This is a genomic window from Streptomyces sp. NPDC093261, assembly GCF_044753645.1.
In the GTDB taxonomy this organism is placed as follows: domain Bacteria; phylum Actinomycetota; class Actinomycetes; order Streptomycetales; family Streptomycetaceae; genus Streptomyces.
In genome coordinates this window covers 11,896-36,609 of sequence record NZ_JBIVNO010000012.1, presented here as the reverse complement: position 1 = coordinate 36,609, position 24,714 = coordinate 11,896, and the positions used below count along the sequence as shown (strand labels likewise).

The window sequence follows — 24,714 nt, the reverse complement described above, 5'->3', positions numbered from 1 at the left end:
GCGAGGGTCATCCGACCATCGCCGCGTTGGACATGTTCACGTCCAAGGATGGACGCCAGACCACGGAAAAGTTACCTGTAGGTAGACAGTTACTCGCGAGTAGGTCTCGGCCTGTCCGTGAGCGAAGGCGGTTGGCCGGGGCCCGAGTGCGGGAAGATCCTCCTGGGCACAGGCAGGGGGCGAGACAGTGACCTGGGACGAGAGCGGCGCCGGCAAGGAGGCGGCCCTGCCGCCGCGTGAGGTGGCATGCGACGAGTCCGGCTCGGACGGCGAGAATCTCACCAGCGGCAACACCGATGTCTTCGCGCACGCCAGTGTCCATCTGCCCCTCCCCTCGGCCGCCGCTCACGTCCAGGAGATCCGTGACCGGATCCGTTCACCCGCGGAGGAGTACAAGGCGGCCCATCTGCTCCGGGAGAAGCACCGGTCGGTGCTCGAGTGGCTGCTCGGCACTTCCGGGCCTTTGTACGGGCACGCCCATGTGCTGCTCGTGGAGAAGTCGTTCTTCGTCGTCGAACGGATGGTGGATCTGCTGCTCGGCGATCCGGCGCCGGCGCTTCGCCTCTTCCGGGGCGGTGGCGACCGGTTCGGGCACGAGCGGTGGCGACACTTCCTGGGCGCGTCCAACGATCTGGTCCGCGCGAAGAGCGACGGGGAGCCCGGCGCCCCCGTCGAGGCCTTCTTCCGCGCGGTCGACGCCCTGCGCCGCACGCGCCCCCATGACGAGGCGGGCGAGATCCTCGCGGTGCTGGGGCGCTCCCGTGAACGCGCCCTGGCCCACCGGGACCGGCTCACCTCGAGCCCGGCGGTCGTGCCCGTGCTCAACCCCCTGGTGCCTGCGATCGTACGGACGGCGGCGTACTGGGGCGGTGACGGGCACCCCGTCTCACTCGTGCACGACGAGCAGAACGTGCTCACCGCCCAGCGCATCGCCTGGCTCACGGAGGCGACCGGAATCGTCGGTTTCCGGCTGGTCGACTCGCGGCATGACGCACGGGTGCAACTGGCCGACTTCCTCGCCGGAATCGCACGGAAGCTCGCCTCGGACGAACTGAACGCACGGGGAGACCCGGCGCTCACCGCGCTGCTGCGGCCGTATGTGGGCGGGGACTCCGTATGGGGCGACGAACGCAGCGGCGCGCTCCTGCGCAAGCCCTCGACCACACCAGGCGCGTGACCCTGGGTGTGTGGGTGAACATGGTGGCGCCGACGCACGTATGGAGGGAGGGCGCTCGACGACCGGAGTGCCCGGCGGTGGTGACGCCGTGCCGTTCGGGTTTCGGAGCCATGGATGAGGCATGCACGACGACGGATCGTCCGGCGGGGGACACGCGCAGCGGCCCTCGGCGGGCTGCTCCTGGGAGGCCTGATGGTCACCCAGGCCCTGGCGAGCGAACCGTCCGGCGCGCAGACTCCCGGCGGCACCCCCGCGCAGAGCGCCTCCCGGACGGGGACCACACTCGTGTCACGGCTCGGCACCTCGCGCACCGCGGGCAGTTGGATCGCCGACGACGGCACCTCCGTCGTCGCCGTCACCGACAGCGCCGCGGCCGCCGAGGTGAAGGCGGCCGGGGCGCGGCCCAAGGTGGTGCGTCACAGCATGGACCAGCTCAAGTCGGCCACGCACACGCTGAGTTCCGCTCCGAAGGTGGCGGGCACGGCCTGGGCCGTGGACTACCGCACCAACCAGGTGGTGGTGGAGGCGGACAGCAGCGTCTCCGCCTCCGACTGGTCGCGGATGAAGCGACTCGCGGGCGGCATGGGGGACTTCGTGCGCATGCAGCGCACCCAGGGCAGGTTCACCACCCGGGTGAACGGCGCCCAGCCCGTCTTCTCCACCGGCGGCCGCTGTTCGGCGGGCTACAACGTGACGAAGGGGCAGACCGAGTTCATCCTCACGGCGGGCCACTGCGGGCCCGGCGGCACGCTCTGGTTCTCGGACAACACGGGCCAGACACAACTGGGCCGGACGGTCACCTCGGAGTTCCCCGGCGGCGGCGACTTCTCGCTCATCCGGTACGAGAACGGCCAGCAGACCCCCGGCGACAACGTCGTGGCGATCGGCGGCGGGCGCGGGGTGCGCATCACGGCGGCCGGGGACCCGGTCGTCGGGGAGAAGGTCTTCCGCAGCGGCAGCACCAGCGGTCTGCACGACGGCGAGGTCACCGCCCTGGGCGCGACGGTGAACTACCCGGAGGGCACCGTCACCGGCCTCATCCAGACCACGGTCTGCGCGGAACCGGGCGACAGCGGCGGCCCGCTGTTCTCCGAGGGCATCGCGCTCGGGGTGACGTCGGGCGGCAGCGGGGACTGCCAGACGGGCGGTACGACGTTCTTCCAGCCGCTGACGGACGCCATGACGGCGCTCGGAGTCCAGCTGACCGGGCAGTCGCAGTCGGGCACGTCCGCGGCACCCGCTCCGTCCGCCTCGGCCGCCCAGGGCGCGGCCATCGCACCGGGGTCGGCGGCGCCGGGGTCCGCGGCACCCGGCGCGGTCCAGCAGATGGGGGCCACCGACAGCGCCGACGGGCTGCTGTCCCGGCTGACAGACCCGCGGAACATCGGGCCCGGCCTGCTGGTCATCGCGGGCAGTCTCATCGCCCTGGTGGCCACGCGGTACATCCGCGCGGAACAGGACCGCAACGCCTATCGCCGGGCCTACTCCGGCACCTGGGGCTGACGGCACCGGCACCGGCGCCGGTCGGCCGGGTCGACGGGCCGGAATCGATCGGCCCGGCCGCGGGTCCCGGTCGGGGGAAGAGGGACGGTGTCGGAGGTGCCGAGCAGGTCGGCGCCGGACGGCCGGACTCACGAGCGGGCCGGGCGGTCACGCCGCTTTCGTGGAGGGCGGGGAGGAAGCCGCCGCCCATTCCATGACAAGCCGCTGGTACACCCGCCGCTCCTCCATCGTGAGCGTCCCGCCGCTCCGGAACCACAGGGCCCGGATCTCCTCGTTGACCTCGTCGGCGGAACGGTCCGCTACGGGTTCGGGAGTGGTGGACATGGCGTGAAGCATACGAGGCCGGGCGTGAAGGCGTTGTGAGTAATCAGGCGTCTTCCGGCATTCCGGACCGTGAAGCTGATCACTTGCCGTCGGGCCCCCGCCCCGTCAGCCCTCGGCGGTACCGAGCACCAGCACCTGGATCGCCAGGACCGCCGCTCCCCGGGCCCAGTCGTGGAAGTCCGAGACCTTGGTCTCCAGGCCGACCGGAGCGGCCAGCGGATGGCGGTGGGCGCGGATGGTCTCCCCGACCGTCGTTCCGGCCACGTCCATCAGGCCGACCCCCTCCCCCGCCAGCAGGATCTTCTGGGGCATCGCGAAGTTGGCGATCTGGGCGACCAGCGTACCCAGGGCACGCGCCGCCTCCTCGATGACACGCGAGCACATGGGCTCGCCCGCGACGGCGAGGCCGAGGATCTCCTCGTAGGCAAGGTCACGGCCGGTGGCGCCCCGGATCTGGGAGCGGATGCTGGGGATGGTCAGCAGCGAGACCGCGCTGCCGCGTTCCCCGGTGGGGGTGAGCGGGCCGTAGCGGTCGATGATCCAATGGTGCCCGAACCCGCGGTCCTCCTCGGTGTACGGCACCCGCTTGCCGCCGAGGACCAGGCCATAGCCGATGCCCGCGCCGATGGTGAGGACGGCGAAGCGGTCGAGACCCCTGCCGGCTCCGAACCAGGTCTCGGCCTCGACAAGGGCCGCGACATCGTTCTCGACGACCACCGGCAGCCCGGTGCGCCGCTCCACCAGGGCGGCGAGCGGGATGTCGCGCCACAGCAGGAAGGGCGACTCACCGACCACCGCCCGGTCCCGCACCCGGCCGCCCACGCCGATGCCGATGCCCGCGAGCCTTGGGGCGACGGCCGCGAGGGCGGCGGTCATCTCGGCCAGGAGGTCCGCGGCCTCCTCGGGATCACGGCTGCTGAGCGGCCGGTCGAGCCTGGCGGTGACCTCGCTGCGGAGCGTGGTGACGACGCCGTAGACCCTCTCCTCGGTGATTTTGAAGCCGACGAAGGCACGGGAGTCGGCGACGACGTCGAGGGGCTGGGAGGGGCGCCCCTGGCGTGTCTGCGTCGCGGCGCCCCCTTCGGGCACCTCCACCAGCAGCCCGGACTCGATCAGCGGCTTGGTCAGCCGGGTGAGGCTGCCGGCCGACAGATTCAGCCGGCGGGACAGTTCCGCACGCGACAGAGGGCCGTGGACGAGCACCTCGATCGCCACGGCGCGCTCGCCGGAGCTCAGCGGCAGCCAGCTGGCGGCATGTGTGGTCATGGGATGCGGGCTCCCACCGGTTTCGTTTTGTCCTGGAACCAATGGCCGCACTCTACGCTGCGGATGGGCGGACCAGGAGACATCCGCACGCGTCTTGACGACGGGATTGTTCCGCAACAAAAGTAAGTCTTCCGAACAGAGTGCAGCCCCCCATGCAGGACATCCCCAGGGAAGGGCCCGTTTCATGACGTTCTCGCTTGGCATCGTCGGCGCCGGCCAGTTCTCCGGCCAGTTCGCCACCCTGTTCCAGGCCCACCCCGGCGTCGGCGACGTCCACGTCACCGACCTGCTGCCCGAACGGGCCGAGCGGCTGGTCGCCGCCCAGGGGCTGGCCGGAACCTTCCCGTCGTACGAGGCCATGCTGGAGTCGGAGGACATCGACGCGGTCGCGATCTTCACTCAGCGCTGGACGCACGGCCCCCTGGTGCTCCAGGGCCTGAACGCCGGCAAGCACGTGTACTCCGCCGTCCCCATGGCGATCACCGAGGAGGAGATCGCGGCCATCATCGACGCGGTGAAGGCCACCGGGCTGACCTACATGATGGGTGAGACCAGCCAGTACAACCCGGCGACGGTGCACGCGCGCAACCGGATCGCCGAGGGTGCCTTCGGACGGCTCTTCTACGCCGAGGGCGACTATGTCCACGACATGGACCTCGGCTTCTACGACGCCTATCGCTACAGCGGCGGCGAGATGTGGAAGGCGACCGCCAGCTACCCTCCGCTGCTCTACCCGACCCACTCGGTGGGCGGTGTGCTCGGCGCCTGGGACACCCATGCGGTGAGCGTGTCCGCGATCGGCGTGCGGGACGAGCGCGGGGACGGGGTCTTCGACAAGCGGATCAGCCAGTTCGACAACGACTTCTCCAACGCGACCGCGCTGTTCGAGGTGGCGGGCGGCGGCTCCTTCCGTACGAACGAGTTCCGCCGGGTCGGCTATCCCTCGCACATTCGGGAGTCGCGTTTCCGGTTCTTCGGCACCGAGGCGAGCATGGAACAGCTCGCCACCGTGGCCCTGTGGCAGGACAAGCACGGGGTCCAGGACATCACGGAGCTGCTGGAGCCCAAGCCGACCATGGCGCCTGACGACCCGTCGCTCCAGCACATCGCGCCGGAGCTGCGGGCCGCGTTCACCTCCGGTTCCGCCCCCGTGCACGACCGGTCGCGGCTGCCCCGGGCCTTCGACCATCTGCACAACGGCCACGAGGGAAGCCACCACTTCCTGGTCGACGACTTCGTGACCGCGGTCAACACCCGCACCCTGCCGTCCGTGAACGCCTGGGTGGCGGCCCGCTACACCCTGCCCGGGATCATCGCGCACGCGTCGGCGCTCAGGGACGGTGTCCGGCTGGAGATACCCGACTTCGGCGACGCGCCCGAGGCGTGAGGGGCCCCTGCCGCGGCCGGGTGCCTCAGGTGCCCGGCTTGCGGCCGTAGACGAACACGTCGTCGCCGGTCCTCAGCAGCGACCAGTACCTCTTGGCGTCGGTCGTGGTCATGTTGACGCAGCCGTGCGATCCCGGCGGGTTCCACATGCTGAGGCCCACCGAGTGGAAGGCCTGCCCGCCGTCGAAGAACTGGCTGTAGGGCATGGGCACGTGGTAGACGCTCGACACATGGGCGATGTCGCGCCAGTAGATCTTCTTCAGACCGGTGCGGGTCTCATAGCCGTTGCGGCCCGTACGGACCGGCACCGGGCCGTAGACCAGACGGCTGCCGTCCTGGATCCAGCTGAGCTGGAGCGTGAGGTTGACACAGGCGATGCGGCCCTTGTTGACGGGGCACTTCCCGTCCTTGCCGGGCTTGTTTCCGACGGCCCTCTGCTTGTTCATCAGGTCCATCGCGCCCCAGGTCACGGGGCCGGCGTAGCCGATGGCGGGGGTGATGCCGTGCTTGTTCTGGAAGGCCTGGATCGCCTTGCAGTCGGTGGAGGACTGCGTGCCGTCGACCGGCCGTCCGAGGAACCTCTCGACCTGCTTCTGATACGGGCCGGTCTGTGTGGTACAGCTCACCGCCTGCGCGGGCGCCGTGCCGAGCGCCAGCGCGAGCGGCGCCACAAGTCCGGTGATGCCGAGCGCCACGGCTCCCCGTCTGCCTATCTCCCTCATGACCGGCCTCCCCTTTCGCGTGTCCTGCGGCCTCTGTCAACCAGACCGGCGCGCGGAGGTGCCGGTTGTGTGAACGGCCACTCTGTGACGAAACGGTGAAGTCGCCCGATCGGCCCCCGGCGCACGCCGACCGTCCATGGTAGGCGATCGCCGAAACTCAGCCCCCTGACGCGTCACAGGTCGGTGGCCGGCACCCGCACCACGATGCGGGCGCCGGGCGCGTTGTCCTCGATGTCGACGCGGCCGTGGTGGGCGGCGACGATGTCGTGCACGATCGCGAGGCCGAGCCCGCTGCCTCCGGTGCCCCGGGCGCGGGCCCCGTCGAGGCGCGTGAAGCGGTCGAAGACGCGGCTGCGGTCGGCCACCGGGATACCCGGTCCGTCGTCCGAGACGACCAGGCAGGCGATGCCGTCACGGACGCGCAGACTGACGTCGATCCGGTCGACGGCGTACCGGATGGAGTTGTCCAGGAGATTGCGCACGACGCGCGCGAGGGCGTCCCCGTCGCCGTAGACACGGGCCGCGCTGACGGCGTGCCGGTCGATGGGCACACGCGTGTGCATCCGGGCGTGGCAGACCTCCTGGAAGACGATCTCGTCCAGGTCGACGGGACGTTTGCGCAGTTGGGGCCGGGCGTCGAGACGGGCCAGTCGCAGCAGGTCGTCGACGAGCCGGGACAGCCGCTCGCTCTCCTCGATCAGGGCGGGGCCGCGCGTCTCCCAGGCCGCCGAGCCGGGGTGCCGTACCGCCACTTCCAGCTGGGTGTGCAGGCTGCTCAGGGGGCTGCGCAGCTCGTGCGCGGCGTCCGCGACGAACTGCCGCTGGTGCTGGGTGGCGACGTCGAGCCGGGCCAGCAGGTCGTTGAGGGTGCGGGCCAGCCGGCCGAGAGCGTCGTCGGCCGGCGGTACGTCCAGGCGACGGCCGAGGTCGCAGGCGGTGATCTCGGCGGTCTGGCCGCGCAGGGCGTCGACGGGCCGCAGCGCCCGGCCGGTCAGCAGCCAGACGACGCCGGTGAGCAGGGCGACGGCCGGAGGCACGCCGATGGCCAGCCCGGCGGTGAGGACGGCCAGGTTGCGGTCCACGGCCGCGGTGGGGACGGCCACGTACACGGTCAGCGGATCGCGGTCGGTGCCTGCGGAGAGGCCCACCGCGCGCCAGGTCTCGGCCCCGGTGAGGGGCAGGCCGTGCACGATGTGGACGTCGTTGGGGGTCTCCGAGGCCGTGGGGGCGAAGTGGAACAGCGGGGGGTCGCCCGCCAGATTCGCCGAGCTGGACCGTATACCGCCCGCGTGGTCGACGACCTGGACGGCGGTGTCCCCGTTGCCGGGGAGCGGCAGCGTGCGGGGCAGCCCGCCGTCCTCCTGGTTCGCGGCGATGACCTGGGCCTGCTGGAAGGCGGTCTGGTCGAGTCCGCTGATCAGGCTGGTGCGCAGCCAGACGACCAGCAGGGATGCCGCGCCGACGAGGGCCGCCGCGATCATCAGGGCCGCCGCGGCGGTCAGCCTGAGACGCAGGGAGCGGCGGGCCCACCACCGGGGGACGGGGACACGCACGGGTTCATCTCCCGGTGCCGTGCAGCCGGTACCCTGCCCCGCGGACGGTCTCGATCGTCCGGCGGCCGAACGGAGCGTCGATCTTGCGGCGCAGATAGCCGATGTAGACCTCGACCACATTGGTGTCGCCGTCGAAGTTCTCCTCCCACACATGGTCGAGGATGTCGGTCTTGCTGACCACCTCGTCCGGGTGCCGGAGCAGGAATTCGAGGAGGGTGAACTCCCGTGCCGTGAGCGAGATCTCCCGGCCCGAGCGATGGCAGCGCCGCCGCGCGGGATCCAGGGCCAGGTCGCCGGCCACGAGCACCGCGGGCCGGGCGGGGGCGCCGCGGCGCAGCAGCGCCCGCAGATGGGCGACCAGCACGACATAGGAGAACGGCTTGCTCAGGTAGTCGTCCGCGCCGAGGTCGAGGGCGTCGGCCTCGTCGTACTCGCCGTCCTTGGCGGTGAGGATGAGCACGGGGGTCCACACACGGGCCGCGCGCACCCGCTTGAGGACCTCGTACCCGGACAGGCCGGGCAGCATGATGTCCAGCACGATCGCGTCGTACGGCTCGTGCACGGCCCGCCAGAGGCCGTCCACGCCGTCGTACACGGCATCGGCGACGAAGCCCTCCTCGGCGAGCCCTTGGGCGATCGCCGCGGCGAGTCCTCGTTCGTCCTCGATCACCAGCACTCGCATCGCCGACCTCGTCTCCACCCTACGAAGGGATGGCCGCGGCTGCGCGTCGAGCACCCGGCGGCGGCCGTGCGGGGCCGCCGCCGGGCCGGTCCGGCACTGGCGTCCCCCGCCGCTCGCGTGCGGTGCCCTTCCGCTCGACGCGCAGCCGGTCCACCTCCGCCTGCACTCCCCCGGCGGCGATCCGGCTCCCGTCACGCTCTGGCCATACAGCGCGCACGGCATACAGGCGGCCCGCGGTGGGTGCCGGCCCCCCGGAGCCGCACCCACCGCAGGAGACCTTCTCTCAGGCGGCCCTGCGCGCTCGCCCGCGATGGGCGCGGACGATCTCCGCGTACCGGTGTCCGCTGCCCTTGATGGTGCGGATCTGGGTGCGGTAGTCCACGTGGACGAGGCCGAAGCGCTTGTCGTAGCCGTAGGCCCACTCGAAGTTGTCGAGCAGCGACCAGGCGAAGTATCCGGCGAGCGGGGCACCCTTGCGCGCCGCCGAGGCACAGGCGGCCAGGTGCCGCACCAGATAGTCCTGGCGCTCGGGGTCGTCCACGGTGCCGTCGGGGCGTACGACGTCGGGGAAGGCGGAGCCGTTCTCGGTGACGTACAGGCGGCGGGCGCCGTAGTCGTGGGTGAGGCGCAGCAGCAGTGTCTCGATGCCGCTCGCGTCGATCTCCCAGTCCATTCCGGTGCGCGGGACGCCCAGGCGGCGTACGGCACGGGCGCGGGGGGCGGGGCCGACCGGGTCGTCGGCGACGGTGGCCGGGAAGTAGTAGTTCAGGCCGAGCCAGTCCAGTGGCGCGGCGATCGTCTCCATGTCTCCGGGGCGCTCGGGGAGTTCGACGCCGTAGACCTCCCGCATGTCGGCCGGGAAGCCCCGGCCGTGGACCGGGTCCAGCCACCAGCGGTTGACATGGCCGTCGTGGCGGCGGGCCGCCGCCTCGTCCTCGGGGCGCTCGCTCGCCGCGAAGACGGTCGAGAGGTTGTTGACGATGCCGATCTCGGCCTGTGGGGCGGCGGCGCGGAGGGCCTGGACGGCGAGGCCGTGACCGAGCAGCAGATGGTAGGAGGCGCGGACCGCGGCGGTCAGGTCGGTGGCCCCGGGAGCCATCTTCCCCTCGAGATGGCCGATCCAGGCCGAGCACGAGGGTTCGTTGAGCGTGGCCCAGTGGGTGACACGGTCGCCGAGACGTTCGGCGACGACGGACGCGTACGCGGCGAAGTGCTCGGCCGTGTCCCGTGCGGGCCAGCCGCCGCGGTCCTGGAGCACCTGCGGAAGGTCCCAGTGGTAGAGGGTGACCGACGGGGTGATGCCCGCCTCCAGCAGACCGTCGACCAGCGCGTCGTAGAACGCGAGGCCCCTGGGATTCACCGGCCCGTCGCCGCCCGGGATCACCCGGGGCCAGGCGATGGACAGCCGATAGGCGTTGGTGCCGAGCTGCTTCATCAGCCCGATGTCCTCGCGCCAGCGGTGGTAGTGGTCGCAGGCGACGTCGCCGTGGTCGTTGTTGTCGATCCTTCCCGGGGTGTGGGAGAAGGTGTCCCAGATCGACGGCGAGCGGCCGTCCTCGTCGACGGCGCCCTCGATCTGGTACGCCGATGTCGCCGTACCCCACAGGAAGTCCTGGGGGAGCGCGGCGAGGTCGATACGTTCGGACACAGAAGTCCTCTCAAGGATAGGGGCGTTGGTCACTTCACGGCTCCGGCGGTGAGCCCGGTGACGAGATAGCGCTGCAACAGCAGGAAGCCCGCGACGACGGGAACGCTGACGACCAGCGAGGCGGCCATGATCTGGTTCCAGTACACGTCGTTGAGCGTGGAGTAGCCCTGGAGCCCGACAGCGAGGGTGCGGGTGGTGTCGTTGGTCATCACGGAGGCGAAGAGCACCTCGCCCCATGCGGTCATGAAGGCGTAGACGGCGACCGCGACGATGCCGGGTACGGCCGCCGGCACCACGACCCTGACCAGCGCGCCGAGTGGTCCGCAGCCGTCCACCAGCGCCGCCTCGTCCAGATCCCGTGGCACCGAGTCGAAGTACCCGATGAGCATCCAGATCGAGAACGGCAGCGAGAACGTGAGATACGTCAGGATCAGTCCGCCGCGGGATCCGAACAGCGCGATTCCGGTGGCGTTGCCGATGTTGACGTAGAGCAGGAACAGCGGGAGCAGGAAGAGGATGCCGGGGAACATCTGTGTGGACAGCACGGTGACCGTGAACACTCGCTTGCCGCGGAAGTCGTAGCGGCTCACCGCGTAGGCGGCGAAGATCGCGATCACCACCGAGCAGACGGTCGCCGCGCCCGCCACGATGAGCGAGTTCATGAAGTACCGCGCGAGCGGGACCGTCGACCAGATGTCGATGTAGGGGCGGATCGTCAGTCCGCTGGGCAGCCAGCGGAACTGTCCCGAGACATCCGCGAGCGGCTTCAGGGAGCTGGAGACCATGACATAGACCGGTACCAGTACGAAGCCGGTGAGCAGGGTCAGGAAGACGCGCCGGGACCACAGGAAGGAGCGCGGCGGGGCCATCGGGGACCTAGACATCGGCGGCCCTCCGTCCGCGCGAGGTGAGTGCGAGATACCCGCCCGTCACCACCAGCAGGAAGAGCAGCAGCAGCACCGACATCGCGGAACCGGTGCCGAAGTTCCAGGTGACGAACGACGCCTGGTAGATGTGGACCGAGATGAGGTCCGCGGCCTGCGGGGCCGCCTTGCCGAACAGCACGTACGGTGTGTTGAAGTCGTTGAACGTCCACAGGAACAGCACCAGGATCAGCACCTGGTTGACGGGTCGCAGCGACGGCAGGGTGATCCGGCGGATCTGCTGCCACAGGCCGGCGCCGTCGAGCGCGGCCGCCTCGTACAGCTCGCGTGGGATGTTCTGCAGTCCGGCCATGACGATGAGGAAGGCGAACGGCCAGCCCTTCCACACCGACACGGTGAGCAGGGCGATGAAGCTGTTGTCGCCGATCAGCCAGAAGGAGGGCTTGTCGGTGAGGTGCAGCTGGTCGTGCAGCACATGGTTCACCAGGCCGTTGTCGTGCTGGAACATGAACACCCAGGTGATGACGGCCGCGTAGACGGGCAGCGCGTACGGCACCAGGAACAGCGCGCGCAGCAGGCCCCGGCCGCGGAAGGTGTCCTGCATGAAGACGGCGGCAGCCGTGCCGATCAGCCAGCACAGCGCGACCGACAGCAGGGTGAAGCCGACCGTGACGAGGAAGGAGTGGAGCAGCGCGTTGCCGACCGGGGCGTCGAAGTCCACCGATACGCGGTAGTTGTCGAGGCCGGACCAGGGGGCGGTGCCCCAGTCGCGGATGTAGAACTGGGTGAGTTCCTTGAAGCTCATCACGATGCCGATCACCATCGGCACCAGATGGACCAGGAGTTCGAGGAGCAGGGCGGGCAGGAGCAGCAGATACGGCAGTCCGATGCGCTGGATCCGCCCGGTGCGGCGCGGGCCGCGCGCCGCACCGGGGGAGTTCTCGGGCACGGTCCGTCCGTCGGCCGCTGCGGTGACAGTGGTCGTCATGACGGTGTCCGTGCTCACTTCGCCGGCATCTGCTGCTGGGCCTTCTCCAGCTTCGCCTTCACCGACTCGGTGGTGACCGCGCGGCCGGCCGCGGCATCGGCGAACAGCTCCTTGACGGCGGTGCCGACCGTGGTCTCGAACTGGGACTCGTCCGCGACCTGCGGCAGCGCGGCGGCGCTCTTGGCGAGGGTGTCCTTAAGGACGGCGTTCGCCGGGGCGGTGAAGGCGGGGTCGGACTGGGCGGCGCTGACCGGCGGGATGGAGCTGTACGCCTTGTTGAGGATCTTCTGCTCCTCGTCGCTGGTCATGAACTTCACGAACTTCGTGGCGCCGTCGAGGTTGTGGGTGTTCTTGAAGACGGCCAGGTTGATGCCGGCGACCATGGAGTCGACCTGGGTGCCCGCTCCGGGGGTGCCGGACTGCACGGGCACCGGCGCGATGCCGTACTGGTCCTCGCTCATGCCCTGCGACTTCAGGTTGGCGGACGCGGACTGCCACAGCAGCATCGCCGTCTTGCCTTTGGCGAAGTCGCTCACGGACTGGTTCTGCGCGTACTCGGCGTTGCCGGCCGGGATGACCTTGTCCTTGGCCATCAGGTCGACGTACTGCTTGACCGCGGCGACGACACCGTCGTTGGTGAAGTCGGCCTTGCCGTCGGGGGTGAAGAAGTCGGCGCCGTGCTGCTTGCCGAAGACGAAGACGTGGTGGATGTTCTCCGAGACGTTGGAGCCCTCGGCGCCGAGGACCTGCTTGCCCTTCTGCTGGATCTTCCTGCCGTCGGCGACCAGCTCGTCCCAGGTGGCGGGCGGCTGGGAGATCCCCGCGTCGGCGAAAATCTTCTTGTTGTAATAGAGCGCGTAGGCCATCGAGTAGAGCGGCACGGCGGCCGGGTCCTTGCCCTGGACACCGGTGGAGCCGAGCGCGGAGTCGACGAAGCGGTCCTTGCCCCCGATCTTGTCGAAGTTCTTGGCGTCCCATGGCAGCAGCGCGCCGGTCGCCTGGAGGGAGGCGCTCCAGGTGTTGCCGATGTTCAGCACGTCGGGGCCCTGGCCGGAGGTGGTCGCGGTGAGGATCCGGTTCAGCAGGTCGGACCAGGGGACGACCTCCAGTTTCACCTTGATGCCGGTCTGCTTCTCGAACTTGTCGAGTTCCGGCTGGAGGACCTTCTTGTCGACCTCGATGCTGGCGCCCTGGTTCGATGCCCAGTACGTGAGCGTCTTCGGCGAGTCGTCGGACCCGCCGCCCGTCGACGAACCGCCTCCGCAGGCCGAGGCGGCAAGGGCGAGTGACATGGTGACGGCGCCTACGGCCGCGGCTCGGATGCTGCGCATGGCTCCTGGTGTCCCTTTCCGGGAGTGGAGAACGCCGGGGAGGGCTCCGGCAGCGATGTGCGTTCGACTCCCGAAGCTCCTCATGGCTTAATTTAGGACGTGAGTTAAACCTCAAGAGGGAGATGCGTCAAGGGCTTTCACACCACCGGGGGACACCGATCGCAACTCTCTCGGGCGCGCACCCCGGACTCCGCCGGGGCGCCGACCCTCACCGCTCCCCAAGGGCGGTCCTCACCGCTCCAAGAAATCGAAGAGCTGCTCCCACCGGCGGACGATGACCTCCGGGGCAAAGCGCCGCACGTTCTCCCGTGCCCGCTCCCCCATCGTGTCGCGCAGGTGCTCGTCGGACATCAGCCGTACCAGATGACGCGCGAGTTCGGAGGTGTTGCCGTGCCGGGCCAGCAGGCCGTCCTCGCCGTCCCGGATGATCTCGCGCACCCCCGGGGAGCAGTCGAACGCGGCACACGGCACGCCGCAGGCCATCGCCTCCAGAAGGACCAGCGGAAAGCCCTCGCCCCGGGAGGACTGCACGAGCACGGACGACCGTCCGAGCGCCCCGGTCACATCGTCGGTCTGTCCCGCCCACTCCACCGAGTCGTCCAGGCCGAGTTCCGTGCACTGCCGTCTCAGCGCGGGCTCGTACTCGCCCGCACCGTGAATGCGCAGGAGCCAGCCCGGCTGCCGGGGCGCCGCCTCGGCCCACACGTCGAGCAGCAGGTCGACACCCTTCGCATGGCTGAGCCGCCCGATGCTCACCACCGCCTTCTCCGTGCGCGGCGAGGGGGCCGCCGGCAGCACCGGCAGCGGGTTCGGCAGAAAACCCACATTGTTGAGGCCCTGCCCCACCCAGAGATCGGCGTCCTCCTGGGTGAGCACCAGCAGCCGGTCCACGTCCTGGTAGTACCGCCGTACGCGCTCGAAGCGTGAGGAGCGCCGGGACGCCTCGAAGGACTCATGACTCATGCCGATGACCGGATGCCCGGCGGTGTCCGCGAGCGCCACCCACTCCATCGCCCACACCTGGGTCACGATGATCACGGCGCCGGGGCCCGCGGCGCGGAACGCGCCCGACAGGCGCTCGGCGGCGGCCCGCCTGGTCCCTTCGCCCGGTCGGGCGGCCTGGGTGATACGGCCGAGCGGGATCCGCGGCTCGCGGCGCGTCGGCGGCCGGCGGTCGTACAGGGTCAGCGTCTCGAACGGCGGATGTGTGCCGAGGTCCATCGGCACCTCGGGCGGGGCGATACCGATGATCCGGACGCGGTGGCCCCGCTCCGCGAACAGCCGGGCCATCTGGGCCTGCCAGCGGCCCACGCCGCCGAGTTCGTTGACCTCGTTGGCGACGAAGAAGATCTCACGCTGTCTCATCGGGCCTCTCCCGTCGCTCCGAAGAAGCGGTCCACGATGCGAGCCGCCGCGTCCCCGCGGTCGTACTCGCCGTACTTGTCCACGAACTCCTTCAGCCGGGCCTCGTACTGGGCCGCCATGGCCGGCAGGCCGTCCACCGCGGCGAGGAGTTCTTCCTCCGTGCGGGCGACCGGACCCGGGGCCTCCTCGAACAGGTCGAAATAGGTGCCGCGCATGTCCCGGGAGTAGTCCTCCCAGTCGTAGGCGTAGAAGACGAGCGGCCGGCGCAGCAGGGCATAGTCGAACATCACCGAGGAGTAGTCCGTGATGAGGGCGTCGGCCAGCAGCAGGAGCGGGGTGATGTCCGCCTCGTCCGTCACATCGATCACGCGGCCCGCCACCGAAGGGGGGAGGGTGACCCGGTTCAGGTAGTGGGAACGGACCAGAAGCGTGTACCGGTCCCCGAAGCGGTCGGCGAAGCGCTCCACATCGAAGGGGAGTTCGAAGTCCTGGACGCCGCCGCCGGGACGGGCCCGGAACGTGGGCGCGTACAGCACCAGGCGGCGCTCCCGGCCGATGCCGAGGCGTTCGGCGAGCCGGCGGGCGGCGGGGTCGGGCGCCCGGGGGTCGCGGGCGGCCCGTACCAGGACGTCGTTGCGCGGATAGCCGCTGCGCAGCAGCTTCCCTTCGGGGATGCGGTAGGCACGGGCGAGGGTGCGCACATCGTGCTCGCTGCGGACCACGAAGTGGTCGAAACGGTCCAGAGCCTCCTGGTAGGTGCGCTGTTCCTGCTCGGACATCACCCGGTGGTTGGGCTCGTCAAAACCCATCTTCTTCAGGGCCGAGCCGTGCCATGTCTGGATGTACGTGGTCTCCGGGCGTTTGGCCAGCCTGAGGGGGAAGCCCTGGTTGTCGATCCAGAACTCGGCCTGGGCCAGCGCCCTGAGATAGCGCCAGGACCACCGGCGGACCAGTTCGGCGTCCTCGGGGAACCCCACGGGCCGCTCCCCCTCGTAGGACCAGATGGCGGTGACGGGCAGTCTGCGGCGGCGCAGCTCCTCGTAGAGGGCCCGCGGGCTGTCGCTGTACTGCTTGCCGAGGTGGCTCTCGAAGACGACGGTGCCCCGGCGGACCGGGAGGAGCCGCAGCATGCGGTGGTAGATCTGGACCTTGCGCGTGCCGGAGGCCAGGTCCCGCCTGACGGCGCGCAGCGTGCGGTAGGCGCCCTTGAGAGTCCGGGCGGCGGGGCCGTGCAGATTGCGGTCCACCAGGGTGCGGCCGCGCCGGGCCGCCGCGCCGTGCTGGACGAGCCGGAAGGCCAGATGTCCCTTGGCGGAGACCTGTGGTTCGAGCCGGTCGGCCGTGAGCCGGGTGAGGCGGGGTCGTACGGGGACGGGGGCGGCGCTCTCGAGATCGACGCTCCCGGCGGTGATCCGGCTGGTGGTGCGTCTGCCGTCGGCCCGCAGATGCAGCCGGACGTCCCACACCTCGTCGATGACGCCCAGCGGCCGGAACCGGGCGGACAGCGGGAGGGAGGCCTGCCAGACGAGGGTGTCGCCCTCGTGACGGACCGTCCGCACCGGGAAGCGGAACGTCTGGAGACTGCGACGACGGGCCCGGAACTCCAGCTCGGCGGTGAGACGGGCGTCCGCGGGGACGGTGCGGAGCGGGTTGACCACCGCGCCTTCGAGCAGCAGCAGATCGCCGCGGACGGCGTACCCGGTCAGCAGATTGCGCAGGAACATCCGCTCCAGCGGCCGTCCGTGGTGGCCGAGGCCGGTGACGTCCATGATCTCGCGGACTCCGGGGTCGTCGAGGTACCGGTCGCACCAGTAGACGCGGCCGTCGCGCTCGGCGAGCGGCACGGAGATCTTGCTGCGGTTGATCAGGGTGTCGATGGCCGGCATCAGGTTGTCCCAGTCCTCCCGCGTCAGCAGAAAGGCGCAGATGGCGTGCACCGGGTCCAGCCGGGCGTAGGCCGCCTGCGGGAAGTCCTGGAGGTAGCCGCGGGCCAGTTCCGCGAAGCGGTGGCGGTAGTCGTCGTCGAGGAAGGGGAGGTCTCGCAGGTAGAGGACGAGGTCGTGCTTGAGGAACTTGATGTCCTTGTGCAGTTTCAGCTCGTCGAGGCCGCGCCGGTGCAGCACGGCGTCGATACGGCGGTGGATCTCCAGCCGGTCGGCGAAGTTGTTGATCTCGTGACGCCGGTTGCTGATCGACTTGGCCGTGGACTTCTGCACCACGCTCCAGTGGTAGACCGTGTGGGGGATCAGGGTGATCCGCCCGGCCGCGAGGTACGCCTGCGCCGTGAACAGCAGGTCCTCGTAGTGGATGCCGTGCGGGAACGCGAGCCCGTTCTCGACGAGGAAGTCCCGCCGGTAGCACTTGTTCGTGGAGAGGGTGTCGAAGACGAAGAGGTCGGGCAGTTCGGCGATGGAGTCGACGGTGCGCGTGGACCGGTAGAGCCAGGGGTACCAGGGCACCCGCTTGCCGTGCCTGCTGTCGGTATACACCCGGAGGCAGAGTCCCGAGACCACGTCGGCGCCGGTGCGCTCGGCCGCCTCCAGCAGATTGCGGCAGGCGTTGCGTTCGAGGGTGTCGTCGCTGTCCAGAAACATGACATAGCGCCCGCGTGCCACGGCCAGGCCCTGGTTGCGGGGCTCCCCGCAGCCGCCGCTGTTCTCGGGCAGCCGCACTGCCCGTACCCGGCCGGGATGGGCGGCGGCGAGTGACCGCGCCACCTCGTACGACTCGTCGGTGGAGCAGTCGTCGACGATGACCACGTCCACCTGGCGCAGCGTCTGGCCGAGCACGGAGCGTACGGCGGTGGTCAGGCGCGCGGCGTCGTTGTAGACGATGACGACGACGCTGATGTCCGGGTCCGCCCCGCCCGACTCGGGTGTATCGATCGACACGGCCACCTCTCGTCTCGGATTGCGGCTCTCCGGGCGGCCGAACCGTCACCGCCGTGGCTGGGCGGCGCCCCGCGGAGTCGTCCCGCGGACAGGGTGGACCCGGGTCCGGCACTGGGTCCGCGCCCCCGCGGATCGCAGGGGCGCGGCGCGCGACTGATGGCGGCGGGGGCCGGTGCCCCTGCGCCCTCCCCACGCTACGTGACGGCCCGCCGTGAGGCCCGTGACCGCCGTCCGCCGGGCGTGTGGCGGCGGCGTGTCCGGCACGGATGTGTGTCCACCGGGGCGGGCGGGCCAACTTCCTCACCTGTCCGGCGGAGTGGGGCCCGGCTCCGGCGGAGTGAGACTCGGCTACGGCGGAGTGGGGCCCGGCTACGGCGGAGTGAGACTCGGCTCCGGCGGAGTGAGGCCCGGCTACGGCGGAGTGAGACTCGGCTACGGCGGAGTGGCGCCCGGCTCCGGCGGGCCGACCTCGGCTCCGGTCCCCGGGGCCCAACTCGCCCTCTACGGCCTGCTCTCGTCCCGGGGGCGGGTCACCGCGGTCAAGCCCCGGTCCGGCGGATGACGAAGACTCACCCGTTCGGGCGGTTTGCCGCCTGGGGCGGCGTACGGCGGCCGGAGCGGGAACCGACCGCCGGGCAGGAGGCGTTCACCGGGTATGGCGATCATCCACCACACCACCATGGTGCCCACGAAGCTGGAACTCCTGACGTCCTGGCTGCCCTCCCAGCCCTGGTATCGCGGCTCGGGCGACGAGCCGGTGCTGTCGAGGACCGGCGGGTTCCGGCTGGACGACCCCGAGGGCGAGGTGGGGATCGAGTTCATGGTGACCACCGACGAGTCCGGCGACCGGCCCGTGTCGTACCATGTGCCCCTCAGTTACCGGGCCGCGCCCCTTCACGGAGCCGACCAGGGGCTCATAGGGACGTCCGAGCACGGCGTGCTGGGGCGACGGTGGATCTACGACGGGACGCACGACCCGGTGCTGGTCGGCCAGTTGCTGGCGCTGCTCCAGGGGCATGCCGAACCCCAGTCCCAGAGCGCCAGCCACACCCCCGACCCGTCGGTCACCGTCCGCTTCGACGGCTCCGCCCTCGCCACCGGGGTCGTCTCGACGACCGTCACCAGCGGCCCCCACGACACCCGTCTGACCCTGGACACCACCGGGTCCCCGTCCGCCCGGCGCCTGGCCATCCGGGTCATACGCGTCCTGGAGCCGGGCGGCGCCGGACCCGCCGACGCGGCGGGACAAGTCACGGCGGGCTGGCGATCCTCCGCCCACGGCGAACCCCGCGCCGTGTTCGCGGCGCTGTTCGACAGCGGGTCCTGAGGTCGCGGTCGGGCCACCGGGCGTGACCTCCACGGGCGGGCACGGCCCGGCCCGCGAGCCGTCCGGGTAGGACCCGGGTGAGTGGGTTCTTACCGAGGTCCTGTGAAGGCCGGGCAACGGGACGCCCGCACGGCTCCGTCTTCGTGGTCGTCGGCCCGGTCACACGCGATACGGGACCCGGCCGACGCGACGGTGAAGAGTTCCGCGGGAGTCCTGGAAAGGCCCACCCATGCTCAGCCCCCATTCCGAGCCGACCACAGTGCCCGCCGCCGAGCCCCCCACCGCGGGCACGGCGGCCACGCCCGTCACGGCCCGACCCCACGACGGGGCGCGGCTTCCCCGGTGGGGATCGAAAACTCCCCGGCCACGGTACGAGGTCCCGATCCTGGGGACCCTCCTGGCGCTCGCGGCCGTGCTCGACACCTGGGGCATCGACCGCAGCGTCTACCACGTGTTCTACGCCAGCGCCGTGCGCAGCATGACCGACAGCCCGACCGCCTTCTTCTTCGGCTCGTTCGACCCGGGCAACTCCATAACCCTCGACAAGCTGCCCGGCTTCCTGTGGCCTCAGGCCCTGTCGGCGATGCTCTTCGGCTTCCACCCGTGGGCGCTGGTGCTGCCCCAGGCGGTCGAGGGCGTGGCCTGTGTGCTGCTGCTCCACCTGCTGGTGCGCCGCTGGGCCGGTGTGGCGGCGGGACTGCTGGCCGCGGCGTTCCTGACCCTCACCCCCGTGACGGTGGGGCTCGGCCGGTCGATCGTGGAGGACGCGCCGTTCGTCCTGCTGCTGCTTCTGGCCGCCGAGGCCACCTGGCGGGCCGTCGAGCGGGCGCGGCTGCGCACCCTGGTGCTCGCCGGGGTCTGGGTGGGGGTGGCGTTCCAGTGCAAGATGCTGGAGGCGTGGGCGGTGCTGCCGGCCCTGGCCGTCACCTATCTGGTGGCCGCGCCCACGACCTGGCGGCGCAGGGCCGGGCATGTCGCCCTGGCCGGCATGGTGAGCGTGGCCGTGTCGGTGTCCTGGATGGCGGTCGCGACGGTGGTGCCCGCGCAGTCCCGCCCGTACATCGACGGGACGACGGACAACTCCGCCTACAGCATGGTCGTGGGCTACAACTTCCTGAGCCGGTTCCACGCGGTCGGAGTCGACGCGGCCGGCACCGGCAGCGTCGACTCCGGCCAGGGCGCGCACCACGCGGCGGGGGCGGGCCCCGGCATGGGCAACAGCGTGCTGAAGATGTTCAGTCCGGGGCTGGCGACGCAGACGGGGTGGCTCTACCCGCTGGCCGCGCTCGGCCTCGCCTGGGGGCTCGCGGTGGTGTGGCGCCGCCGCCCCGGCCGCACCGACCGGGAATTCACCGGCTACCTGCTGTGGGGAGTGTGGCTGGCGACCTTCTTCGCCGCGTTCAGCTTCGGCAGCGTCACCGGTCACACGTACTACATGGGCGTGGTCGCCGTGGCCCTGTCGGCGCTGAGCGGCGCGGGAGCAGTCCGGGCCTGGCGGGCCTGGCAGGGCGGCGGCCGACGTGCCTGGGTGCTGCCCGTGGTGACCGCCGTCAACGTGGTGTGGTGTGCGGTGCTGACGCTGTGCTACCCGCACTTCCTCGGGTGGCAGGGCCCCGCCGCGGTCGTCCTGTGTGTGGTGGCCCTCGGGCTGCTCGCTCTCCGCAGGACGCGCCTCGGCCGGCGGCCGCGGATCGCCGTGGCCGGGCTCGCCGCCGCACTGGCCGCGGTCCTGCTCATACCGACCGTGTGGTCCGCCTCGGCGCTGTCCCCGCGCTACAACCAGGCCGGCGGCATGGCCCGCGTCGGGCCCGGCAGCCGCCCCGGGGGTGGCGGCCCGTCCCGGCTGACGCCGGCCCGTGAGCGGTTCCTGGCCTACCTCGAGGCGCACCGGGGCGGCGCGAAGTACCTTGCGGCGGTGCCCAGCTGGAGCGACGCCTCGGCCTACATACTCGACGCGAACGCATCCATGCTTCCGATGGGCGGGTTCACCGGGCAGGTGCCCTACCCCACCCCGCGGGGGCTGCAGCGTCTGGTCGACTCCGGCGAACTGCGCTACGTCGCCCTGCGCCACCCGCACAAGGCCGCCGGCCGGCACCTGACCGCCCCCTCGCCCGAGGCCGCCGCCCTCACGCACTGGGTCACCACGCACTGCGCGAAGATACCGTCGTCGGCCTACGGCTCGGGCGCCCATCTGCCGCTGCTGTACCGCTGCGACGCCGGGCCGTCACCGCGACAGGGGTGACAGCTCCCGGCGTGGGTCACGGGCGCGGCCGTACGGCCTTGCGGAATCCTGTGTTCACCGCCAGCAGGCCGCCGTCGACACACAGCGTCGTGCCCGTGATCCACGCGGCGTCGCGGGAGGCCAGGAAGGCGACGGCCGCCGCGATGTCCTCCGGCTCGCCGACCCGCCCCAGCGGGTACAGCTCGCCCGCCGCGGCGAGGCCGGTCTCGCGGCCCTCCCACGCGGTGGTCCGGACCGTGCCCGGGGCGACCAGGTTGACGCGGACGCCTCGGGGGGCCGCGTGGCCGGCGAGGGTACGGGTGAGGGACATCAGGCCGGCCTTCGCCGCGCTGTAGGCGTGGTTGCCGAAGTCCTGGATGCCGTTGACGGAGCCGATGTTGACGATGGCGCCGTGGCGGGAGGCCACGAGGTGCGGGAGCGCCGCGCGGCTGCACCGGTACGCCCCCGTCAGGGTGAGGTCCAGATCGCGTGCCCACACCTCGTCCGGCTCGTCCTCGAACAGCGGGGCGTCGGGGCTGCAGCCGTAGGCGTTGTTGACCAGGACGTCCAGTGTCCCGAAGGCGTCCACGGCGCGGGCGACGGCCGCCTCCACACCGGCGCGGTCGGCGACGTCGCAGCGGAACGCCTCGGCCCGGGCGCCCCCATCCCGGAGCGCCGCCGCGGTCCTCTCGGCCTCCTCCCCGTCCGCGTCGGTGACGAGGACGCGGGCGCCCTCCTGGGCGAGCCGGCGGGCCGTGGCGGCGCCGATGCCGCGCGCCGCGCCCGTGATCAGGACTCCATACCCCTCGAACCGCCTCGTGTGATCCATGCCACCGACGCTACAGCGCCAAGGGCCGGGCGCCGATGGTCCGTTCGCCGGTCTCCGCCACCGCACCGGCGGCCCGGTCCCGGCCACTCCCCCACCACCGGCGTCCCCGGTCAGTTCCCGGTGGCCGCCGAGGACGCCGGGGTGCCGAGGAACTCCTCCCAGCCGCCGACCGGCGACTGCCCCGGCGCCAGGGTGCGCAGCTTCCTGAGGACCGCCGGGTCCTGGGCCTCCAGCCACTCCACCAGCTGCCGGAACGACACCACGCGCACCTCGTCGTAGGCGGCGATCCGCCCGATCGCCTCCTCGACGGCGTCCATGTAGATGCCGCCGTTCCAGCGCTCGAAGTGGTTGCCGATGAAGAAGGGGGCACGGTTGGTCTCGTAGGCGCGCCGGAAGCCGGCCAGGTAGGTGTCGCGGGCCTGGGCGCGCCAGGCACCGTACTGGGAGCGGTCGCCCAGGGGGTTGCCGGCGGACTGGTTGAACATCATGTTGTAGTCCATCGACAGCACCTGGAAGGAGTGTCCGGAGAACGGGATGGACTGCAGGGGGAAGTCCCAGATCCGGCCGCCCTGCACCTTGCCGGGCCACATCTGCAGGCCGCCGGGCGAGCTGGCGTCGTACTTCCAGCCGAGTGCGGCCGCGGTGGGCAGCAGGGCGGTCTGGCCCTCCAGGCAGGGGGTGCGGCCGCCGATCAGTTCCTTGCGATAGTCGAAGGGCAGCGGGTCCAGGTCGGTGAAACCGGTGTTGGTCTTCCACTCGGTGACGAAGCGGACGGCCTGGTCGATCTCGCTCTTCCACTCGGCGGACGACCAGTTGCGCACCCCGTCGGCGCCGCAGAAGTGACCGTTGAAGTGCGTGCCTATCTCATGGCCCTCCAGCCACGCGGCGCGCACCTGCTGGAGCGTGGCGTGGACGTGCCGGTCGGCGAGGTAGCCGATCGCGGAGGCCCCGACCGGGTGCTGCGGCGGACGGTAGAGGTGCTTCTTGGACTCGGGCAGCGCGTAGATGCCGCTGAGGAAGAAGGTCATGGACGCGCCGTGGTCGGCCGCGATGCTACGGAAGCGGGAGAACAGCTTGTTGCTGAGTTCACCCGCGCCGTCCCAGGAGAACACGACGAACTGCGGCGGCCGCGCGCCGGGCTTCAGCCGCTCGGCCTTGGGCTGGTGCGGCTGGGCGCCGGTGTCGGCCGTGGAACCGTCGCCGATGAGCTTCAGGGGACGGGCCTGTGCCGTGCCCGAGGCGTGCGAGGGGCCCTCGTCGCCGGTCCCCAGGCCGCCCAGGCCGCCCGAGCAGGCGGACAGCGCGCCCAGGGCCCCCGCCGTCGCTCCCGCGGTCAGCAGACGCCTGCGTGAGATGCCGTTCATGTTCGTCCCCGGTTTCCTCGTCCCGGCCCCGTTCGGAGCCACCGTGTGGTGTCGGTCGAACGGGTTCGATGGGCGGGGACGACGGAAAGATCGGGGTGCTCGGCACGTGTTGCCGCTCTGTGACAAACGCGACGGTCCCATGACCGGCCCCGCTGTCCGACCGACGGACAGCGGGGCCGGGAAAGGGGGGTCAGACGCCGGTGCCGGCCTGGAAGACCGTCAGGTAGACGGTGGAGGAGTTGCCGGACACGGGCACCGCGCCGCCCGACCACACCACCTTCAGGGAGTCCCGCTCGTCCGGCGGGGTGATGAGGACCGCCGCGGGCGTGGCCGACTTGGCGCCGCTCACCCCGGGGTTGGAGAAGGACAGGCCCGCCCAGGCACTGCGGCCCGGCGCGAGCGTGATCCTGGCGGGGCTGCCGGAGCGGCGCTTGGGGTCGGGGCCCAGCTGCTTGCCGGAGGCGTCGACGAAGGCGGCGCCCGGGTAGCCGTCGATCGTGCAGGTCCGCCCCGAGCGGTTGGTCAGCACGAGCGGGAAGTTCTCCTGCCCCGCCCCCGGGTTGTTGGCGCCGACGGACGCGCGCAGTTCCGAGGTGTGGCAGCGGCTGCCCGTGGCGCCGCTGCCGGTCGAGGCCGCCGAGGAGGTGGAACCGGAGCCGCTCGATCCGGTGGAGGCGGCCGTGGTGCCGCCGCTCGTGTCCTTCGACGCCGTGCTGTCGGTGGTGTGGTCGCCGGAGGCCGGCTGGGCCGTCCCGGGCAGTTTCTGCGGGGTGCTGGACGTGCCGTGCTCGCCGCCGCAGGCGGTGAGCAGGCTCAGCGCGGCGACCGCGCCCAGCGCCGACGCCACGCGTCGCGCCGTCAGGAAGGGGGCCGCGCTGTCGCGGTCCGGACCGGTCGTGCCGCGCCGGAAGGTCACCATGTCCATGCTCCTCGAAACTCTCCGCCTGGGAGGGGCGTGTACGGAGGGTGCCGTATGCCCCGTCTTTTCTGTCCGATGCGCGCTCACGGGGAAAGGTTCGCGCGTATCGGCCGGATGCGCTGCTGTGAGTTGGCTGACATGTGCCGTGTCGTGTGATGGCTGACCGTGCTGTGCCGCGTGGTGGCTGACCCGTGCTGTGCCGCGTGGTGGCTGACCCGTGCTCCGCCGCGTGGTGACCGACCCGTGCTCCGCCGCGTGGTGACCGACCCGTGCTCCGCCGCGTGGTGACCGACCCGTGCTCCGCCGCGTGGTGACCGACCCGTGCTCCGCCGCG

Annotated in this window: 20 protein-coding genes; 6 read left to right on the top strand and 14 right to left on the bottom strand. The window is 71.3% G+C overall.

Annotated elements, in window-relative coordinates:
• Positions 1-187 precede the first annotated feature (187 nt).
• Positions 188-1,177, top strand: coding sequence for a DUF3800 domain-containing protein (locus tag ACIP94_RS24115; RefSeq protein WP_402429186.1), 990 nt, complete (start codon positions 188-190; stop codon positions 1,175-1,177).
• A gap of 114 nt (positions 1,178-1,291) precedes the next feature.
• The gene (locus ACIP94_RS24110) at positions 1,292-2,680 is read left to right on the top strand and encodes a S1 family peptidase (protein ID WP_402429183.1); all 1,389 of its coding nucleotides are present in this window, start codon (positions 1,292-1,294) and stop codon (positions 2,678-2,680) included.
• Between the two features lie 147 nt (positions 2,681-2,827).
• Here ACIP94_RS24110 and ACIP94_RS24105 read toward each other — a convergent pair whose 3' ends face one another.
• Entirely contained in the window at positions 2,828-3,016 is a 189-nt protein-coding gene (locus tag ACIP94_RS24105) for a hypothetical protein (protein ID WP_402429181.1), read from the bottom strand.
• Positions 3,017-3,109: 93 nt separating this feature from the next.
• A complete protein-coding gene (locus ACIP94_RS24100; protein ID WP_402429178.1) occupies positions 3,110-4,270 on the bottom strand; it encodes an ROK family protein in 1,161 nt (386 codons plus the stop codon).
• Positions 4,271-4,454: 184 nt separating this feature from the next.
• Between ACIP94_RS24100 and ACIP94_RS24095 the strand changes: the two genes are divergently transcribed.
• Positions 4,455-5,657 (top strand): Gfo/Idh/MocA family protein, encoded by a 1,203-nt coding sequence (locus tag ACIP94_RS24095; RefSeq protein WP_402429175.1) that lies wholly within the window; start codon positions 4,455-4,457, stop codon positions 5,655-5,657.
• A 25-nt stretch (positions 5,658-5,682) separates the two neighbouring features.
• On the opposite strand, the gene ACIP94_RS24090 is transcribed toward ACIP94_RS24095, so the two are convergent.
• From ACIP94_RS24090 to ACIP94_RS24050, 9 genes are all read right to left on the bottom strand, one after another.
• Entirely contained in the window at positions 5,683-6,378 is a 696-nt protein-coding gene (locus ACIP94_RS24090) for a L,D-transpeptidase (RefSeq protein WP_402429172.1), read from the bottom strand.
• Between the two features lie 173 nt (positions 6,379-6,551).
• The gene (locus ACIP94_RS24085) at positions 6,552-7,931 is read right to left on the bottom strand and encodes a sensor histidine kinase (protein ID WP_402429169.1); all 1,380 of its coding nucleotides are present in this window, start codon (positions 7,929-7,931) and stop codon (positions 6,552-6,554) included.
• 4 nt (positions 7,932-7,935) lie between these two features.
• Positions 7,936-8,613 (bottom strand): response regulator transcription factor, encoded by a 678-nt coding sequence (locus tag ACIP94_RS24080; protein WP_402429166.1) that lies wholly within the window; start codon positions 8,611-8,613, stop codon positions 7,936-7,938.
• Between the two features lie 283 nt (positions 8,614-8,896).
• Entirely contained in the window at positions 8,897-10,261 is a 1,365-nt protein-coding gene (locus tag ACIP94_RS24075; RefSeq protein ID WP_402429163.1) for a GH1 family beta-glucosidase, read from the bottom strand.
• Between the two features lie 29 nt (positions 10,262-10,290).
• Positions 10,291-11,130, bottom strand: coding sequence for a carbohydrate ABC transporter permease (locus tag ACIP94_RS24070; RefSeq protein ID WP_402429691.1), 840 nt, complete (start codon positions 11,128-11,130; stop codon positions 10,291-10,293).
• Positions 11,131-11,137: 7 nt separating this feature from the next.
• The gene (locus ACIP94_RS24065; RefSeq protein ID WP_402429160.1) at positions 11,138-12,133 is read right to left on the bottom strand and encodes a carbohydrate ABC transporter permease; all 996 of its coding nucleotides are present in this window, start codon (positions 12,131-12,133) and stop codon (positions 11,138-11,140) included.
• Between the two features lie 14 nt (positions 12,134-12,147).
• Positions 12,148-13,464, bottom strand: a complete 1,317-nt coding sequence (locus ACIP94_RS24060) for an ABC transporter substrate-binding protein (protein WP_402429157.1) — start codon at positions 13,462-13,464, stop codon at positions 12,148-12,150.
• 231 nt (positions 13,465-13,695) lie between these two features.
• A complete protein-coding gene (locus ACIP94_RS24055) occupies positions 13,696-14,829 on the bottom strand; it encodes a glycosyltransferase (RefSeq protein WP_402429154.1) in 1,134 nt (377 codons plus the stop codon).
• On the bottom strand, positions 14,826-17,726 hold the full coding sequence (locus tag ACIP94_RS24050) for a CDP-glycerol glycerophosphotransferase family protein (protein ID WP_402429152.1): 2,901 nt from the start codon (positions 17,724-17,726) through the stop codon (positions 14,826-14,828). Before ACIP94_RS24050 ends, ACIP94_RS24055 begins: the two co-directional genes overlap by 4 nt.
• Before the next feature lie 331 nt (positions 17,727-18,057).
• Here ACIP94_RS24050 and ACIP94_RS24045 point away from each other — a divergent pair, with 331 nt between their 5' ends.
• The 3 genes from ACIP94_RS24045 to ACIP94_RS24035 all read left to right on the top strand — a co-directional run bounded on the left by ACIP94_RS24045 (position 18,058) and on the right by ACIP94_RS24035 (position 21,289).
• Positions 18,058-18,282, top strand: a complete 225-nt coding sequence (locus tag ACIP94_RS24045) for a hypothetical protein (RefSeq protein ID WP_402429149.1) — start codon at positions 18,058-18,060, stop codon at positions 18,280-18,282.
• Between the two features lie 93 nt (positions 18,283-18,375).
• Positions 18,376-19,047: a 1,4-alpha-glucan branching protein gene (locus ACIP94_RS24040; RefSeq protein ID WP_402429146.1), complete on the top strand. Its 672-nt coding sequence runs from the start codon at positions 18,376-18,378 to the stop codon at positions 19,045-19,047.
• Between the two features lie 229 nt (positions 19,048-19,276).
• Positions 19,277-21,289, top strand: coding sequence for an ArnT family glycosyltransferase (locus tag ACIP94_RS24035; RefSeq protein ID WP_402429143.1), 2,013 nt, complete (start codon positions 19,277-19,279; stop codon positions 21,287-21,289).
• Positions 21,290-21,305: 16 nt separating this feature from the next.
• On the opposite strand, the gene ACIP94_RS24030 is transcribed toward ACIP94_RS24035, so the two are convergent.
• The 3 genes from ACIP94_RS24030 to ACIP94_RS24020 form a co-directional block, all read right to left on the bottom strand.
• Complete coding sequence (locus tag ACIP94_RS24030) at positions 21,306-22,097, bottom strand: SDR family NAD(P)-dependent oxidoreductase (RefSeq protein WP_402429140.1); 792 nt, start codon at positions 22,095-22,097, stop codon at positions 21,306-21,308.
• 110 nt (positions 22,098-22,207) lie between these two features.
• Positions 22,208-23,461 carry a hypothetical protein gene (locus ACIP94_RS24025; RefSeq protein WP_402429137.1) on the bottom strand — a complete coding sequence of 418 codons (1,254 nt, stop codon included), beginning with the start codon at positions 23,459-23,461 and terminating at the stop codon, positions 22,208-22,210.
• Between the two features lie 190 nt (positions 23,462-23,651).
• Entirely contained in the window at positions 23,652-24,380 is a 729-nt protein-coding gene (locus tag ACIP94_RS24020; protein ID WP_402429688.1) for a DUF4232 domain-containing protein, read from the bottom strand.
• Positions 24,381-24,714 lie beyond the last annotated feature (334 nt).